Origin of the sequence: Pseudomonas marginalis, from assembly GCF_001645105.1 — a bacterium.
In the GTDB taxonomy this organism is placed as follows: domain Bacteria; phylum Pseudomonadota; class Gammaproteobacteria; order Pseudomonadales; family Pseudomonadaceae; genus Aquipseudomonas; species Aquipseudomonas petroselini.
Window position 1 is genome coordinate 251961 of record NZ_LKEG01000026.1, and the last position, 17244, is coordinate 269204.

The 17244-nt window shown below is 60.7% G+C and carries 19 protein-coding genes; all 19 read left to right on the forward strand.

The annotated features are described in order from the left end of the window. The first annotated feature begins 192 nt into the window (after positions 1-192). The gene (locus AO064_RS06150) at positions 193-498 is read left to right on the forward strand and encodes an STAS domain-containing protein (protein ID WP_015885188.1); all 306 of its coding nucleotides are present in this window, start codon (positions 193-195) and stop codon (positions 496-498) included. Continuing rightward, the gene (locus tag AO064_RS06155; protein ID WP_064052728.1) at positions 495-2213 is read left to right on the forward strand and encodes a fused response regulator/phosphatase; all 1719 of its coding nucleotides are present in this window, start codon (positions 495-497) and stop codon (positions 2211-2213) included. The genes AO064_RS06150 and AO064_RS06155 overlap by 4 nt, the downstream gene beginning before the upstream one ends. 30 nt (positions 2214-2243) lie before the next feature. Further along, a complete protein-coding gene (locus tag AO064_RS06160; protein WP_064052729.1) occupies positions 2244-2603 on the forward strand; it encodes an Hpt domain-containing protein in 360 nt (119 codons plus the stop codon). Between the two features lie 335 nt (positions 2604-2938). Then, positions 2939-4279, forward strand: coding sequence for a flagellar hook-length control protein FliK (locus tag AO064_RS06165; protein ID WP_064052730.1), 1341 nt, complete (start codon positions 2939-2941; stop codon positions 4277-4279). Between the two features lie 221 nt (positions 4280-4500). Beyond that, the gene (gene fliL / locus AO064_RS06170) at positions 4501-5001 is read left to right on the forward strand and encodes a flagellar basal body-associated protein FliL (protein WP_015885184.1); all 501 of its coding nucleotides are present in this window, start codon (positions 4501-4503) and stop codon (positions 4999-5001) included. 9 nt (positions 5002-5010) lie between these two features. Next, entirely contained in the window at positions 5011-5979 is a 969-nt protein-coding gene (fliM, locus tag AO064_RS06175) for a flagellar motor switch protein FliM (protein ID WP_015885183.1), read from the forward strand. Between the two features lie 56 nt (positions 5980-6035). Next, on the forward strand, positions 6036-6503 hold the full coding sequence (gene fliN / locus AO064_RS06180) for a flagellar motor switch protein FliN (protein ID WP_015885182.1): 468 nt from the start codon (positions 6036-6038) through the stop codon (positions 6501-6503). A gap of 1 nt (position 6504) precedes the next feature. After that, a complete protein-coding gene (gene fliO / locus AO064_RS06185) occupies positions 6505-6942 on the forward strand; it encodes a flagellar biosynthetic protein FliO (protein ID WP_064052731.1) in 438 nt (145 codons plus the stop codon). After that, positions 6942-7685: a flagellar type III secretion system pore protein FliP gene (gene fliP, locus AO064_RS06190; RefSeq protein WP_015885180.1), complete on the forward strand. Its 744-nt coding sequence runs from the start codon at positions 6942-6944 to the stop codon at positions 7683-7685. The genes fliO and fliP overlap by 1 nt, the downstream gene beginning before the upstream one ends. Before the next feature lie 4 nt (positions 7686-7689). After that, positions 7690-7959 carry a flagellar biosynthesis protein FliQ gene (gene fliQ, locus AO064_RS06195; RefSeq protein ID WP_010208761.1) on the forward strand — a complete coding sequence of 90 codons (270 nt, stop codon included), beginning with the start codon at positions 7690-7692 and terminating at the stop codon, positions 7957-7959. Positions 7960-7963: 4 nt separating this feature from the next. Continuing rightward, positions 7964-8749, forward strand: coding sequence for a flagellar biosynthetic protein FliR (fliR, locus tag AO064_RS06200; protein ID WP_064052732.1), 786 nt, complete (start codon positions 7964-7966; stop codon positions 8747-8749). 3 nt (positions 8750-8752) lie between these two features. Then, positions 8753-9889, forward strand: coding sequence for a flagellar biosynthesis protein FlhB (flhB, locus tag AO064_RS06205; RefSeq protein WP_064052733.1), 1137 nt, complete (start codon positions 8753-8755; stop codon positions 9887-9889). A 352-nt stretch (positions 9890-10241) separates the two neighbouring features. Next, positions 10242-10445, forward strand: a complete 204-nt coding sequence (gene cspE / locus AO064_RS06215) for a transcription antiterminator/RNA stability regulator CspE (RefSeq protein WP_064052856.1) — start codon at positions 10242-10244, stop codon at positions 10443-10445. A gap of 330 nt (positions 10446-10775) precedes the next feature. After that, positions 10776-12890, forward strand: coding sequence for a flagellar biosynthesis protein FlhA (gene flhA, locus AO064_RS06220; RefSeq protein ID WP_252121148.1), 2115 nt, complete (start codon positions 10776-10778; stop codon positions 12888-12890). Between the two features lie 12 nt (positions 12891-12902). Then, entirely contained in the window at positions 12903-14219 is a 1317-nt protein-coding gene (flhF, locus tag AO064_RS06225) for a flagellar biosynthesis GTPase FlhF (protein ID WP_064052734.1), read from the forward strand. Between the two features lie 105 nt (positions 14220-14324). Then, entirely contained in the window at positions 14325-15158 is an 834-nt protein-coding gene (fleN, locus tag AO064_RS06230) for a flagellar synthesis regulator FleN (RefSeq protein ID WP_003192912.1), read from the forward strand. Next, complete coding sequence (fliA, locus tag AO064_RS06235; RefSeq protein ID WP_015885174.1) at positions 15155-15895, forward strand: RNA polymerase sigma factor FliA; 741 nt, start codon at positions 15155-15157, stop codon at positions 15893-15895. The genes fleN and fliA overlap by 4 nt, the downstream gene beginning before the upstream one ends. 167 nt (positions 15896-16062) lie before the next feature. After that, on the forward strand, positions 16063-16437 hold the full coding sequence (locus tag AO064_RS06240) for a chemotaxis response regulator CheY (protein ID WP_005790040.1): 375 nt from the start codon (positions 16063-16065) through the stop codon (positions 16435-16437). Positions 16438-16455: 18 nt separating this feature from the next. Next, positions 16456-17244, forward strand: a complete 789-nt coding sequence (locus AO064_RS06245) for a protein phosphatase CheZ (RefSeq protein ID WP_064052735.1) — start codon at positions 16456-16458, stop codon at positions 17242-17244.

The following is a 17244-nucleotide window of genomic DNA, read 5'->3' on the forward strand; positions in this document are numbered from 1 at the left end:
TAAAACCTGACACCGCGTTTTACCTGAATAACCCGATGGCCTTTTTGGGGGAGGCTTCGCCCCCCCCCAGCGCGGGGCAAGCCCGCTCACTACAAATAGTGCATAGCCCATACACATTTGATGTGGTGTGTTGCCCATAGCCGGTTCACCTGCTAAACCTTGTGTCATTGCCAATGACAAGGAAGCAGTCACATGTCAGTCGAGTCAGATGTATCCCTGGATGGGAAGAAGTTGACGATTTCAGTCAAAGGGCGGTTCGATTTCGGTAGCCATCAAGCCTTTCGTGACGCCTACGAGCGGTTTTACAAGGTGCCCGAGATCTACGTGGTGGACTTGAAGGAGACCACGTATATGGACAGCTCTGCGCTGGGCATGCTCCTGCTGTTACGTGACCATGCCGGCGGCGATGAGGCCGAGGTTCAGGTCGTCAACAGCAACTCCGACGTGCGCAAAATCCTCGCCATTTCCAACTTCGACAAATTGTTCGACCTCACTTGAGCGTCCTGGCCCCGGTTGCGCAAGCGCTGAGTGTATTGATCGCTGAAGACAGCGCCGCCGATTTGCTGTTGCTGTCGACCATTATCCGGCGCCAGGGCCACCAGGTGCTCACCGCCACCAACGGTGCGCAAGCGGTCGAGGTGTTCATCCGCGAACGGCCACAACTGGTGTTGATGGATGCGCTGATGCCGGTGATGGACGGCTTTGAAGCTGCGCGGCAGATCAAGCAACTGGCGGGGGAGGCGCTGGTGCCGATCATTTTCCTCACGTCACTGCGCCAGAGCGAGGCGCTGGCGCAGTGCCTGGATGCGGGGGGTGATGACTTCCTGCCCAAGCCTTACAACCCGCTGATCCTGGCAGCGAAGATCAACGCCATGGACCGTTTGCGCCGCCTGCAGGCCACGGTCTTGCAGCAGCGCGACCTGATCGCCAAGCATCACGACTACCTTCTGCATGAGCAGCGGGTGGCCAAGGCGGTGTTCGATAAGGTCGCGCATTCCGGCTGTATCAATGCTGCACCGAATATCCGCTACCTGCAGTCGCCCTACGCGCTGTTCAACGGCGACCTGCTGCTGGCCGCCTACACGCCGTCCGGCGATATGCACGTGCTGCTCGGCGACTTCACCGGCCATGGCTTGCCGGCGGCGGTGGGCGCCATGCCCCTGGCGGAGGTGTTCTATGGCATGACCGCCAAGGGCTACGGCCTGGCGCAGACCCTGCGCGAGATGAACGCCAAGCTCAAGCGCATCCTGCCGGTGGACATGTTCTGCTGCGCCACCCTGTTGTGCCTGAGCACGCAGCGGCGGGTGGTGGAGGTGTGGAACGGCGGCATGCCTGACGGGTATGTGCATGAAGTCGCGACCGGCAAGCGTACGCCGCTGGCGTCGCGGCATCTGCCGTTGGGGGTGCTGTCGGCCGAAACCTTTGATGACCGCACCGAAGTCTGGCCCATGGCCCTGGGCGACCGGGTGTTCCTGTTGTCCGATGGGGTGCTGGATACCGCCGACGCCAATGACCAACTGTTCGGCGCCGAACGCTTGCAGCAGGTGTTCGCCGCCAATCGCGAGCCTGATCGTTTATTTGAAGCGATCGAACAGGCCCTGGCGGCGTTTCGAGGTGAGGCACGGGATGACGTGAGCATGGTGGAAATCACCCTGCAAGCCGGGCCGCCACTGCGTGCCAGCGGGCCGTTGTATGCCGACAGCGGGCAGGCGTGCCCGCTGGATTGGTCGGTGAGTTTCGAATTCCGCGCCGAGACCTTAAAGCGTTACAACCCATTGCCGTACCTGCTGCAACTGCTGCTGGAGATCCACGGCCTGCGCGAGCAGAGCGGGGCGCTCTACAGCGTGATGGCCGAGTTGTACTCCAATGCCCTGGAGCATGGGGTACTGGGCCTGGATTCGCGGCTTAAGCGCGATGCCGACGGGTTTGCCGAGTATTACCGCCAGCGCAATGACCGCCTGGCGCAGCTTGATAGCGGCCATATACGCGTGCATGTGCAGGTGGTGCCGACCGAGACGGGCGGCACGATGACCCTGCGTGTCGAAGACAGCGGGCTTGGTTTCGACGTGGAACAGGTGCTGGCGCGGCCGCTGGATATCGACCGTCTGTCTGGCCGGGGCTTGAGCCTGGTGCGTCAGTTGAGCAGCGCTGTACGCTGGTCCAATGGCGGGCGCAGTGTCTGCGTGGAGTTTTCCTGGGAGGCTCTGGCATAATCCGTCGATTCTTGATCAAGGAGCGAGCAAGTGGTTGATCTACATCTGGACCCTGATGTGTTGTCGGGTTTGCAGGAAGTCATGGAGGGTGAGTATCCCAAGTTGCTCGATACCTTTCTTGATGACTCCCAGAAACGCGTCGAAGCGTTGCGTAAGGCCAGGGATGATGCCAAGGCGTTGGGGCGGATTGCGCATAGCTTCAAGGGGAGCAGTGGGAACCTTGGGGCAGTGCGGTTGGCGCAGTTGTGCCAGCGGCTGGAGGTTGAGTCGGTTGGGGCTGGGGCTGGGGCTGGGATTAGTGATTTGGGGGAGTTGGTGGACCAGATTGATCGGGAGTTTGCGTTGGTGAAGCCGTTGTATGAGACGGAGCGGCAGCGCTTTCAGATTTGAGTTGAGGTTGTGTACATATCCGTTGCTGCGGTAACGGCTACTTAGGGGGCCGCGCTTACAGCGGCTAACCCGTCGTCCTGCCGGGTTCTTACTGTCGATCTCGGTTAAATGTGGGAGGGGGCTTGCTCCCGATAGCAGTGGGACAGTTGCAGGTGTATTAGCTGACACACTGCAATCGGGGTGCCGAGTGTTGGGGCGGACCCCTTTCATCCGTTACCCACACAACGGATAGGTACGCAACGGATAGGTACACCGTAAAATCAAAACCTGGCCCAACTCTTGCTCTACCTCTAGATACTGCATCCCCGATCCCCATGCAGTGGAGACCTTTACCTATGCCAGTCGCCCCGAATTCCCTCCTGCAGGCTGCCCCCGCGGCCAAGCCTCAAGCGCCCGCCGCCAATCAACCGGCGGTGGCTGCGGACCCACGGGACAAGGGCCCTGGCTTCGCTCAAGTGTTCGCCAGCCAAGGCTCCAAACCCGCAGCCAAAGCCGACGACAACTCGCCCAAACCCACGCGGGACAAGCCTTCCGACGCCAGCGCCAAGCCGGCATCAGGCAACGACAAGCCTGCCGCCAGCACACCAGCGGTTGCCGATAGCGGCAATACCTTGCCTGCCAGCCCGCCGGCCAAGACCGACGACAGCGCCAGCAAAGATGACGACGCGCCGGCCGATCCGACCCTGGTGCAGCAGCCTCCGGTTGACCCGGTGGTCGACCCGGCATTGATTGCCACCGTCACCCCGGTGGCCGTGCCGGTGCCGGTTGAGACCCCGGCGCCCGTCACCACGGCCAAGGATGACAACACTCAGCCGGTGGTTGCAGCGCCGGTCGCCGCGACCGAGGCGGCCAAGCCGGCCTTCGATCCGGAGGCCGACCCCCTGGACGCCATGCCGGCCGTGCGCCTGGCGATGGAGCAGGGCGGGCATGTGTCGGCCAGCAGCCAGGCCTCGGCGAAGGCCGCACCGACACCGACCCAGAATCAGCCGACCGCCGCGCAGAACTTTGCCGCTGGCCTGGCCAATATGGTCGACCAGCAAGCCACCAAGGACAGCACCGACCAGGGCGGCGACAAGGCGTTCAGCGGGCTGATCGAGGACGGACTTAAAGACTTGAAGAACGCCAGCAGCGACACCCGTGTCGATGACTTCGCCAACCGCCTGGCTGCGTTGACGCAAGCGGCCACGCCGAAAACGGCGAATGCTTTGCCGCCGGTGACCAATGCACCGTTGGCCATGCACCAGAGCGGTTGGACCGATGAAATCGTCAACCGTGTGATGTACCTGTCCAGCGCCAACCTCAAGTCGGCGGAGATCCAGTTGCAACCCGCTGAGCTCGGCCGCCTGGATATCAAGGTCAACATGACCGCCGACCAGCAGGCCCAAGTCAATTTCATGAGCGCCCACCCGGTGGTGCGTGAAGCGCTGGAAAGCCAGTCCGGCCGTCTGCGGGAGATGTTTGCCCAGCAGGGCATGGGGCAGGTGGACGTCAACGTCTCCGACCAGTCCCGTGGCCAGGAGCAGCAGCAACAACAGGCCCAGACCCGTGGCGTGAGCAGCAGCGGCGGCCGGGGTGGCGATAACGGCGACAGCGGTAGCCCTGTTGATGTGGCTGAAGCGGTAGCGCCGGTAACGTCGACGGTGATCGGCTCCAGCGCCGTCGACTACTACGCCTGATCTGATTTTTGCGCCGGATGAAATGTGGGAGGGGGCTTGCCCCCGATGAGGGTTTGTCAGCTGAAACATGGGTGACTGATACACCGCTATCGGGGGCAAGCCCCCTCCCACAATTTGACTTGCCGCGTCCGTACGTCCCCCACTTCAGACAATTCTGGCATAACACTTGCTCTTGCCTTTCCGTAGATCTATGAATCCCCGAATAGTGACGGATTATTGGCATGGCGAAGAGCGACGACGCAGCAAAAGCACCCGCAGGCAAAGGTAAGCTCAAGCTTATCCTGTTGATAGTCCTGGGCCTGCTCCTGGCCATCGGCGCTTCGGTGGGTGGCACCTGGTACATCATGCACAGCAGCGCCAGCAAACCGGCCCCCGCTGCCGAAACCGCCAGTAACGTCAAGCAACCGGCAATCTTCGAGCCGATGCTCCCGGCCTTTGTCGCCAACTTCAATCAGAACGGTCGTCAACGCTACCTGCAGGTGAGCATCACCTTGCTGGCGCGCAACCAGTCGGACCTGGATGCCCTCAAGGTGCATATGCCGGTGATCCGCAACAACCTGGTGATGCTGTTCTCCGGCCAAAGCTTCGACACACTCGCCACCCCGGTGGGCCAGGAAATGCTGCGCCAGAAGGTCACTGCCAGCGTGCAGGAAGTGGCCCAGAAGGAGCTCGGCAAAGTCGTGATCGAGCAGGCGCTCTTCACTAACTTCGTATTGCAGTAGGATCACGACATGGCCGTGCAGGACCTGCTGTCCCAGGATGAAATCGACGCACTGTTGCATGGCGTCGACGATGGTCTGGTACAGACCGAAATGGCTGCCGAACCCGGCAGTGTCAAAAGTTATGACCTGACCAGCCAGGATCGCATCGTCCGTGGACGCATGCCGACCCTGGAAATGATCAACGAGCGTTTTGCCCGCTATACCCGTATCAGCATGTTCAACATGCTGCGCCGTTCGGCGGACGTGGCGGTGGGTGGCGTGCAGGTGATGAAATTCGGTGAGTACGTACACTCGCTGTACGTACCCACCAGTCTCAACCTGGTCAAGATCAAGCCGCTGCGCGGTACCGCGCTGTTCATCCTCGACGCCAAGCTGGTGTTCAAGCTGGTGGACAACTTCTTCGGCGGTGACGGCCGTCACGCCAAGATCGAAGGCCGTGAATTCACCCCCACCGAGTTGCGGGTAGTGCGCATGGTGCTGGAGCAAGCCTTCATCGATTTGAAGGAAGCCTGGCAGGCGATCATGGAAGTCAATTTCGAGTACATCAACTCGGAAGTGAACCCGGCCATGGCCAACATCGTCGGCCCCAGCGAAGCCATTGTGGTGTCCACCTTCCACATCGAACTCGATGGCGGTGGCGGCGACCTGCACGTGACCATGCCGTACTCGATGATCGAGCCGGTGCGCGAGATGCTCGATGCCGGTTTCCAGTCCGACCTCGACGACCAGGACGAACGCTGGGTCAAGGCCCTGCGCGAAGACCTGTTGGACGTCGACGTGCCGCTGAGCGCCACGGTGGCCCGTCGCCAGTTGCGCTTGCGCGATATTTTGCACATGCAGCCGGGGGACATCATCCCGGTCGAATTGCCGGAAGAAATGATCATGCGCGCCAATGGCGTGCCGTCGTTCAAGGTCAAGCTGGGTTCCCACAAGGGCAACCTGGCACTGCAGGTGGTGGAGTCGATCACCCGTCGCTGAGCCGCCGCTGTTGATGCACCCCTATTTATGAATGTTTGCTCCGCCGAGGACATGTAATGGCTACCGAACAAGAAATCACTTCCGCCGAAGACCAGGCCCTGGCTGACGAATGGGCAGCGGCATTGGAAGAAACCGGCGATGTTGGCCAGGACGATATCGATGCACTGCTGGCCGCTGATGCCGCCACTGCACCGGCCGGCAAGCGCCTGCCGATGGAAGAATTCGGCAGCGTGCCGAAGAACAATGACCCGGTGACCCTTGATGGCCCGAACCTGGATGTGATTCTCGACATCCCGGTGTCGATCTCCATGGAAGTGGGCAGCACTGACATCAACATCCGCAACCTGCTGCAACTCAACCAGGGGTCGGTGATCGAGCTTGACCGCCTGGCCGGCGAGCCGCTGGATGTGCTGGTCAACGGCACCCTGATCGCCCATGGCGAAGTGGTGGTGGTCAACGAAAAGTTCGGCATCCGCCTGACGGACGTGATCAGCCCGAGCGAACGCATCAAGAAGCTGCGCTGATATGAAACGGCTGATGGTGGGACTGTTAGTCGCGCTGCCATTGGACGCCTGGGCGGCCGAACCGGTGGCTCAGGCCGCGGCCGCCGCGCCGGTGGGCAGTGGCCTGGGCGGGCAATTGACCCAACTGGTGCTGGGGCTGTTGCTGGTGGTCGGCTTGATCTTCGTGCTGGCCTGGTTGCTGCGTCGAGTGCAGAGCGTCGGTCCGGGCAACGCCCAGGTCATCGAGCTGATCGGCTCGCGCGCCCTCGGCCCGCGTGATCGGCTGGTGCTGGTGCAAGTGGGTGAGGAACAGATCCTGCTGGGCATCACCCCCGGCCGCATCACCCCCTTGCACGTGCTCAAGACTCCGGTGAACGTGGACTCGTCCAAGCCCGCCACGCCAGAATTCGCCCAGCGCCTGATGGAGTTGCTGGGCAAGGATCAGAAGGATAAGAAGTAATGCGCGTTTTATTGACGCTCATGCTGTTGCTGGCGACGCCATTGGCGTTCGGCGCCGACCCGTTGTCGATCCCGGCCATTACGCTGGGGACCAACGCGGCGGGTGCGCAGGAATATTCGGTCAGCCTGCAGATCCTGCTGATCATGACCGCGCTGAGCTTTATCCCGGCGTTTGTCATGCTGATGACCAGCTTCACGCGGATCATCATCGTGTTCTCGATCCTGCGCCAGGCCCTGGGCCTGCAGCAGACGCCGTCGAACCAGATCCTCACCGGCATGGCCTTATTCTTGACGCTGTTCATCATGGCGCCGGTGTTCGACAAGGTGAACCAGCAAGCCCTGCAACCCTACCTGGCGGAAAAAATGACCGCCCAGGACGCCATCGACAAGGCCCAGGGCCCGATCAAGGATTTCATGCTGTCGCAGACCCGCTCCAGCGACCTTGAGCTCTTCATGCGCCTGTCCAAGCGGACCGACATCGCCACCCCGGACCAGGCGCCGTTGACCATCCTGGTGCCGGCGTTCGTCACCTCCGAATTGAAGACGGCGTTCCAAATCGGCTTCATGATCTTTATCCCGTTCCTGATCATCGACCTGGTGGTGGCGAGCGTGCTGATGGCCATGGGTATGATGATGCTGTCGCCGCTGATCATCTCGTTGCCGTTCAAGATCATGCTGTTTGTGCTGGTGGACGGCTGGGCGCTGATTATCGGCACCCTGGCCAGTAGTTTCGGCGGGGTATAGCGCAATGACTCCCGAAGTCGCCGTCGACCTGTTCCGTGAAGCGCTGTGGCTGACCACCGTGATGGTCGCGGTGCTAGTGGTGCCGAGCCTGTTGGTGGGCCTGTTGGTGGCGATGTTCCAGGCCGCGACCCAGATCAACGAACAGACCTTGAGCTTCCTGCCGCGCCTGCTGGTGATGCTGGTCACCCTGATCGTCGCCGGCCCGTGGCTGGTGCAGACCTTCATGGAATACATCCTGCAGCTGTACGGCAGTATTCCGCAGTTGATCGGCTGACCCGATGCAATCCTTGCTGGCATTGACCGACACCCAGATCAGCACTTGGGTGGCGTCCTTCATTTTGCCGCTGTTCCGGATAACGGCCATGTTGATGGCCATGCCGGTGTTCGGCACGACCCTCGTGCCACGGCGGATCCGCTTGTATTTCGCCGTGGCTATTACGGTGGTGCTTGTGCCTGGCCTGCCGCCGATGCCGCCGGTCAATGCGCTGGACCTCAGTGCCCTGATGCTCATCGCCGAGCAGGTCCTGATCGGTACGCTGCTGGGCTTCTCGCTGCAGCTGTTTTTCCAGGCGTTTGTGATCGCCGGGCAAATCATCTCGATCCAGATGGGCATGGGCTTCGCGTCCATGGTCGACCCCACCAACGGTGTGTCGGCGGCGGTGATCGGGCAGTTCCTGACCATGCTGGTGACCCTGCTGTTCCTGGCGATGAACGGCCACCTGGTGGCGTTCGAGGTGCTGACCGAAAGCTTCACCACCTTGCCGGTGGGCTCGGGGCTGGTGGTCAACCATTTCTGGGAAGTGGTGGGGCGGCTTGGCTGGGTGTTGGGTGCCTCGCTGTTGCTGGTGCTGCCGGCCATTACTGCGTTGCTGGTGGTCAATATCGCGTTTGGCGTAATGACCCGTGCGGCGCCGCAACTGAACATCTTTTCGATCGGTTTCCCGTTGACCCTGGTATTGGGCATGGGGATTTTCTGGATCGGCCTGGCGGACATTCTCAATCAGTATCAACCGCTGGCGACCGACGCCTTGCAGTTCTTACGTGACCTGGCACGGGCGCGCTGAGCCATGGCCGAGAGCGAGAGTGGTCAGGACAAAACAGAAGACCCCACGGAGAAACGCAAAAAGGACTCCAGGGAAAAGGGCGAGATTGCGCGCTCCAAAGAGCTCAATACCGTCGCCACCATGATGGCCGGCTCCGGTGCCTTGCTGATCTACGGCGGTGGCCTGGCGCTGGACTTGATGGAGTTGATGAAGCACAACTTCGCCTTGCCCCGCGAAGTGCTGCTCAACCCCGACGCCATGGGCCAGTACCTGCTGCACTCGGGCAAGATCGCGATCCTGGCGGTGCAGCCGATCCTGATCACCTTGCTGCTGGCCGCGCTGATCGGCCCGGTCGCCCTCGGCGGCTGGCTGTTTGCTGCCGGCAGCATGGCGCCCAAATTCAGCCGCATGAACCCCGGTGCCGGGCTCAAGCGCATGTTTTCCGCCAAGGCCTTGGTGGAGCTGCTCAAGGCCTTGGCCAAGTTCATCCTGATTCTGTTTGTGGCGTTGATGGTGTTGTCGTCCGACATCGACGACCTGCTGCGCATTGCCCATGAACCGCTGGAATCAGCGATCATCCACAGCGTGCAGGTGGTGGGCTGGAGCGCGCTGTGGATGGCGGCGGGGCTGATCATCATCGCCGCGGTGGATGCGCCGATCCAGCTGTGGGAAAGCCACAAGAAACTGCTGATGACCAAGCAGGAAGTGCGCGATGAGCACAAGGACCAGGAAGGCCGCCCCGAGGTCAAGCAGCGCATTCGCCAGCTGCAGCGGGAAATGTCCCAGCGCAAGATGATGGCCTCGGTGCCCGACGCCGACGTGATCATCACCAACCCGACCCACTACGCCGTGGCCCTCAAGTACGACCCGGAGAAGGGCGGCGCGCCGATGCTGCTGGCCAAGGGCAGCGATTTTACCGCGTTGAAAATCCGAGAAATTGCGGTGGCTCACGACATCCTCCTGCTGGAGTCGCCGGAGCTGGCGCGGTCGATCTTCTACTCCACCGACCTCGACCAGGAAATCCCTGCCGGGTTGTACCTGGCCGTGGCGCAGGTATTGGCCTATGTCTATCAGATTCGCCAGTACCGCGCGGGCAAGGGCAAACGCCCGGATCCGCTCAAAGACCTGCCAATCCCGCCGGAATTGCGCCGCGATTCCTGATTTTTGTCGGCTACCACTCGTCGTGAATGCCTGTCTACCTGTCAACTTTGACAGTAGTCACTGGGGCGTTCTCGCGGTTCTATTGCCTAAAGCACTGCGCGAAGGCTGTAGATGAGAGGCAGGGAGAGTGGTTTTGAAGGCGGTCAGAGGCACTGTCAAATTTTACGACCAGATATCCGGGATGGGTTTGATTGCCCTGGAAAACGGTGAAGATGACGTGCGAGTGAATTTCATCGGTTCGCGAGGCATTCGGCTTGTCGAGGGCTTGCGGGTGGAGGTCCAGAGAATCCATGGGCCCGATGCGGTCTACGCATCCGCGGTGAGCGTTATCCCGCAAGTCAGGAGAACGGCAATGGCAACGGGTACTGTGAAGTGGTTTAACGCGACGAAGGGGTTTGGCTTTATTACTCCGGATGATGGAAGCGCAGATGTTTTCGCCCATTACTCGGCGATCCAATCGGATGGGTACAAAACCCTGAAAGAGAACCAAAAAGTAGAATATGAAATTGCGGACGGACCGAAGGGCCCGCAGGCCGGAAACATACGGGTTCTGTAAACGTTCATTTGATAACAATCGCCCTGCCTCCATCAGCTGCGCAACGGCTAGAGCGGGCTACGGATGTACACCAATCCAACTGTGGGAGGGGGCTTGCTCCCGATTGCAGTGTGTCAGGCCAAGAACAGGCCACTGACACACCGCTATCGGGAGCAAGCCCCCTCCCACATTTGATTGGGGTCGCACCCCTTAAAAATCGGACGTCTGCAGCCATCTACGGCCTCAAGACAAAAGTTGGAAGGCTTCTTGCAATACCGCCTGCAGGACGCCTCCCGGCGTCAAAAGTTTGCTTCAAGGAAACGAGGAATACCGGTGGTGGATCGCTCTCAAATGTTCGGCACGGCCCGTACCACCCTGACTGACCTCTCGCGGGGCAATCTGGGTGTGCCGTTGTTGTTGCTGGTCATGCTGGCAATGATGATGTTGCCGATGCCGCCGTTCCTGTTGGACGTGTTCTTCACCTTCAACATCGCCCTGTCGGTGGTGGTGCTGCTGGTGTGCGTCTACGCCTTGCGGCCGCTGGATTTCGCGGTATTCCCCACCATTTTGCTGGTCGCGACCCTGTTGCGCCTGGCGCTGAACGTGGCGTCGACCCGTGTGGTCATGCTCCACGGCCAGGACGGCCACGCCGCCGCCGGTAAGGTGATCCAGGCCTTCGGTGAGGTGGTGATCGGCGGTAACTACGTGGTCGGTATCGTGGTGTTTGCGATCCTGATGATCATCAACTTCGTGGTGGTGACCAAGGGCGCCGGGCGGATCTCCGAGGTGAGCGCGCGCTTCACCCTCGACGCCATGCCCGGCAAACAGATGGCCATCGACGCCGACCTCAACGCCGGCCTGATCGACCAGAACCAAGCTAAAACCCGTCGTTTGGAAGTCGCCCAGGAAGCCGAGTTCTACGGCTCCATGGACGGTGCCAGTAAATTCGTGCGCGGTGACGCCATTGCGGGCCTGCTGATCCTGTTCATCAACCTCATCGGTGGCATGGCAGTCGGCATCTTCCAACACGGCATGACTTTCGGCGATGCGGGCAAGGTGTACGCCTTGCTGACCATCGGTGACGGTTTAGTGGCGCAATTGCCATCACTGTTGTTATCCACAGCAGCGGCGATCATGGTGACCCGTGCTTCGGGCTCCGAAGACATGGGCAAGCAGATCAGTCGCCAGATGTTCGCCTCGCCCAAAGCGCTGGCCGTGGCGGCGGGCATTATGGCGATCATGGGCATCGTGCCGGGCATGCCGCACGTGTCGTTCCTCAGCATGGCTGCGCTGGCCGGTGGCGGTGCGTACCTGTTCTGGAAAAAGCAGAACGCCGTCAAGGTTCAAGCCTTGCAGGAAGTCGCGCGCCAGCAGGAGCTGCTGCCATCCCCGGCCCGCGCCCAGGAAACCAAGGAGCTTGGCTGGGATGACGTGACCCCGATTGACATGATCGGCCTGGAAGTCGGCTATCGCCTGATTCCGCTGGTGGACCGCAACCAGGGCGGGCAATTGCTCGCGCGGATCAAGGGGGTGCGTAAGAAGCTGTCCCAGGACCTGGGCTTTTTGATGCCCACTGTGCATATCCGCGACAACCTCGACCTGGCGCCCAGTGCCTACCGCTTGACGCTGATGGGCGTGATCCTGGCCGAAGCCGAGATCTACCCGGACCGCGAGCTGGCGATCAACCCTGGGCAGGTGTTCGGCAGCCTCAATGGCATCACCGCCAAAGATCCGGCTTTTGGCCTGGAAGCGGTATGGATCGAAATCAGCCAGCGCAGCCAGGCCCAGTCGCTCGGCTATACCGTGGTGGACGCCAGCACCGTGGTTGCCACTCACCTCAACCAGATTTTGTACAAGCACTCCCATGAGTTGATCGGCCATGAGGAAGTCCAGCAATTGATGGGTTTGCTCGGCAAAGCCTCGCCAAAACTCGCCGAAGAGCTGGTGCCGGGCATCCTCTCTCTGTCGCAATTGCTCAAAGTGCTGCAGGCGCTGCTGGCCGAACAAGTGCCGGTACGCGACATTCGCAGCATCGCCGAGGCCATCGCCAACAACGCCGCCAAGAGTCAAGATACTGCCGCCTTGGTGGCTGCGGTGCGCGTCGGATTGTCGCGTGCAATCGTGCAAAGCATTGTAGGGCTTGACTCCGAGCTGCCTGTGATCACCTTGGAACCAAGGTTGGAACAAATATTGCTCAATAGTATTCAGAAGGCAGGACAAGGCCAGGAAGAGGGCGTTCTGCTGGAGCCAAGCATGGCTGAGAAGCTGCAGCGTTCGTTGATCGACGCCGCACAGCGCCAGGAAATGCAGGGCCAACCGGTGATCCTGCTGGTGGCAGGCCCCGTCCGGGCGATGTTGTCGCGGTTTGGACGCCTGGCAGTACCGAATTTGCACGTTTTGGCTTATCAGGAAATTCCTGACAACAAGCAAGTGACTATCGTCGCGACAGTAGGGCCCAACGGCTGAGGGTAGTGGGTTATGCAAGTTAAGCGTTTTTTCGCCGCCGATATGCGTCAGGCCATGAAACTGGTTCGTGATGAGCTGGGCGCCGACGCCGCGATTATCGGAAACCGTCGTATTGCCGGCGGTGTCGAGCTGACGGCTGCCCTGGATTACACCCCCCAGGCCCTGGCGCCACGCGTGCCGAACATGGAGCTTGAAGACGAGCTGCGCAAGACCGCTTCGCGCATTGTCTCGGCCCAGGCTGAGCTGAGCATGCGGGGCGACAGCGATGCCACCACCAATCGCCAGTTGTTCGCCGGCTTGCCGTTGACCGCTGCCGAGCCGCTGGTCGAGCCCACCTTCAAAGAGCCGCCACGTCCGGCCGCGCCTGCCCCGGCTGCGGCTGTCGACCAGCGCGTGTTCGACTCGATGCGTTTTGAACTCAACGGCCTGCGCGAACTGCTCGAAGTGCAGCTTGGCTCGCTTGCCTGGACCCAATTGCAAGCCAGCAAGCCGCAACAGGCCAACCTGTGGCGCCGTCTGCAACGCATCGGTTTGTCCGGCCCGTTGTCCCGCGACCTGCTGGCGCTGACCACCGAAATCGAAGAACCCCGCCAGGCCTGGCGCATGTTGCTGGCCCACTTGGCGCGCATGATTGCCACCCCGGAAATCGAACCCCTGGAAGAGGGCGGTGTGATTGCCATGGTCGGCCCAGCCGGCATGGGCAAGACCACCACCCTGGCCAAGCTGGCCGCACGCTATGTGCTCAAGTACGGCGCGCAGAATATCGCGCTGGTGAGCATGGACAGCTACCGCATTGGCGCCCAGGAACAGCTCAAGACCCTGGGCCGGATCCTCAACGTATCGGTGACCCATGTCGACCCGGGCCAGTCCTTGGCCAACGCCCTCGACCCGCTGCTGCGCAAGCGCGTGGTGCTGATCGATACCGCCGGCCTGCAAGCCAGCGACCCGGCGTTGCGCATGCAACTGGAAAGCCTGGCCGGTCGCGGCATCAAGTCGAAAAATTACCTGGTGCTTGCAACCACCAGCCAGAAACAAGTTCTTACCGCTGCGTACCACAGTTACAAGCGTTGTGGTCTGGCCGGTTGCATCCTCACCAAGCTCGACGAAACCGCGAGCCTGGGCGAGGTGCTGAGCCTGGCCATCAGTCATGAATTGCCGGTCGCCTACCTGACCGACGGACCGCGGATCCCGGATGATCTGCATCTGCCGCGCCGTCATCAGTTGGTCAGCCGCGCAGTCAGCGTGCAAATGCAAGAAGAGCCTAGCGAGGAAGCGATGGCCGATATGTTCGCCGACCTTTACCACAGCCCGGCAAAACGGGTGGGTTGAGTCAGGATGAACACCGTGAAATGTACCTACATCGATGGTCTGCAAGCGATTCACGCGGCCAAGCCATGTAGCCTGCGTCTAAGCAAGACAAGGTAAAGAAATAAAATGGGCAGCATGCATCCCGTACAGGTGATCGCGGTGACCGGCGGCAAAGGTGGCGTCGGGAAAACTAACGTGTCAGTGAATTTGTCCCTGGCCCTGGCAGAGCTTGGCCGTCGCGTCATGCTGCTGGATGCTGACCTGGGGCTGGCGAACGTCGACGTTCTGCTGGGGCTGACGCCCAAACACACCCTTGCCGATGTGATCGAGGGCCGCTGTGAGCTGCGCGATGTGCTGCTGCAGGGCCCCGGCGGCATCCGCATCGTGCCTGCCGCCTCCGGCACCCAGAGCATGGTGCACCTGAGCCCGGCACAGCATGCCGGGCTGATCCAGGCCTTCAGTGATATCGGCGACAACCTCGACGTGCTGGTGATTGACACCGCGGCCGGGATCGGCGAGTCCGTGGTCAGCTTCGTGCGCGCCGCGCAGGAAGTATTGCTGGTGGTCTGCGACGAACCCACCTCGATCACCGACGCCTACGCCCTGATCAAACTGCTTAACCGTGACTACGGCATGAACCGCTTCCGCGTCCTGGCCAACATGGCCCAGAGCCCGCAGGAAGGGCGCAACCTGTTCGCCAAGTTGACCAAGGTCACGGATCGCTTCCTCGATGTCGCCTTACAATACGTCGGCGCAGTTCCCTACGACGAGTGTGTGCGCAAGGCTGTGCAAAAGCAGCGTGCAGTCTACGAAGCGTTCCCTCGTTCCAAATGCGCATTGGCGTTCAAGGCTATTGCCCAGAAGGTCGATACCTGGCCGTTGCCCGCCAACCCTCGGGGGCATCTGGAGTTTTTCGTCGAGCGATTGGTGCATCAGACGAGCGCAGGACCCGTGCTATGACAGCGAACGGCTATAACGCTTACAAAAAGTCGGCCCGTGACAGCCAGGGTGAGTTGATCGAGCGCTACGCGCCGCTGGTCAAGCGCATCGCCTATCACTTGCTGGCACGCCTGCCCGCCAGTGTCCAGGTCGAAGACCTGATCCAGGCGGGCATGATCGGTTTGCTCGAAGTGTCGACCAAATACGACGCGAGCAAGGGGGCGAGCTTCGAGACGTATGCGGGGATCCGTATCCGTGGCGCGATGCTCGACGAGGTGCGTAAAGGTGACTGGGCACCGCGCTCGGTGCATCGCAATACGCGCATGGTCAGTGACGCAATTCGCGCAATTGAAGCAAAAACCGGTCGCGACGCTAAAGATCACGAAGTTGCGGCCGAACTCCAATTGAGTCTCGACGATTATTACGGGATTTTGAACGATACCTTGGGCAGCCGCCTGTTCAGTTTCGACGACCTCTTGCAGGACGGCGAGCACGAAGGGCTGCACGAGGATGGCGCGAGTGCTCATATGGAGCCGTCGCGTGACCTGGAAGATGAACGCTTCCAGGGTGCGCTGGCGGACGCGATAGCCAATTTGCCGGAGCGTGAGCGGTTGGTGTTGGCGCTGTACTACGACGAAGAGCTGAACCTCAAGGAAATCGGTGAGGTCCTGGGGGTCAGCGAATCGCGGGTCAGCCAGTTGCACAGCCAGTGCGCAGCCCGCTTGCGGGGGCGTTTGGGAGAGTGGCGAGCGCGCTGACAGGCAGTGTGGGGACACTGCAGACGATACCGCGAGGGCAGCAAGCCTTCGCGGGTTCGACCCGTGGTGCCCGAGGCGTCCTTTTTGTGTAATGCCTGTTGATTGAAATGGCGCGTCCAGGTGCTGGGCGCGTTTAAGACTGCTTGGAGGTCGAATTGGACAAGAACATGAAAATCCTCATCGTTGATGACTTTTCAACGATGCGGCGGATCATAAAAAACCTGTTGCGTGACCTTGGGTTCACTAACACGGTCGAGGCGGATGACGGCATTACGGCGATTCCGATCCTCAACAGCGGGAGCATCGACTTTCTGGTAACGGACTGGAACATGCCGGGCATGACCGGTATCGACTTGCTGCGCCACGTGCGCGCTGACGAAAAACTACGCAGCCTTCCCGTGCTGATGGTGACCGCCGAAGCCAAGCGTGAACAGATCATCGAAGCCGCCCAAGCCGGGGTTAACGGTTACGTGGTCAAGCCATTCACTGCATTGGCCTTGAAAGAGAAGATCGAAAAAATCTTCGAACGCATCGGTCATTGATGCTGCCACGGGGGAGCTATGGACCATAACGAATCATCGCAGGCCGAGTTTGAGTCGACCCTGAAAAAACATGCTCGCGAGCTGGTCGACAGCCTTGAAAAAGGCCACTTTGGCGACGCAGTACAACTTATCCATCAGCTCAACCAGACCCGTGACCGCGGCCTGTATCAGGAAGTGGGCAAGCTCACGCGCGAGCTGCACAGTGCGATCGTCAATTTCCAGATTGACCCGCATATGCCCCAGGCCGAAGAGATCTCGCAGATCACCGATGCCACCGAACGCCTGTCCTATGTGGTCAGGCTGACTGAGGCGGCGGCCAACCGCACCATGGACCTGGTGGAAAACGCCACGCCTCTGGTCAACGGCATGGCCACCGAGGCCCAGGCCTTGAGCCACGACTGGGGCCGCTTCATGCGCCGCGAAGTCGGGGCTGAAGAGTTTCGTGAGTTGGCGCGTCGGGTCGACGGGTTCTTGTCACGCAGCGAGCAGGAAAACCGCACGGTTTCCAGCAACCTCAACGACATTCTGCTGGCCCAGGATTACCAGGACCTCACCGGTCAGGTGATCAAGCGTGTGACCCAATTGGTCACCGAAGTGGAAAGCAACTTGCTCAAATTGGTGCTTATGGCAGGCCAGGTTGATCGTTTCGCCGGCATTGAACATGACCGCGAAGCGATCCTCTCGGAAAAAGATCCACAAAAACATCTCGCCAAGGGTGAAGGTCCGCAGATTCATGCCGATAAACGTGAAGACGTTATGTCAGGTCAGGATGACGTAGATGACCTGTTATCCAGTTTAGGCTTCTAA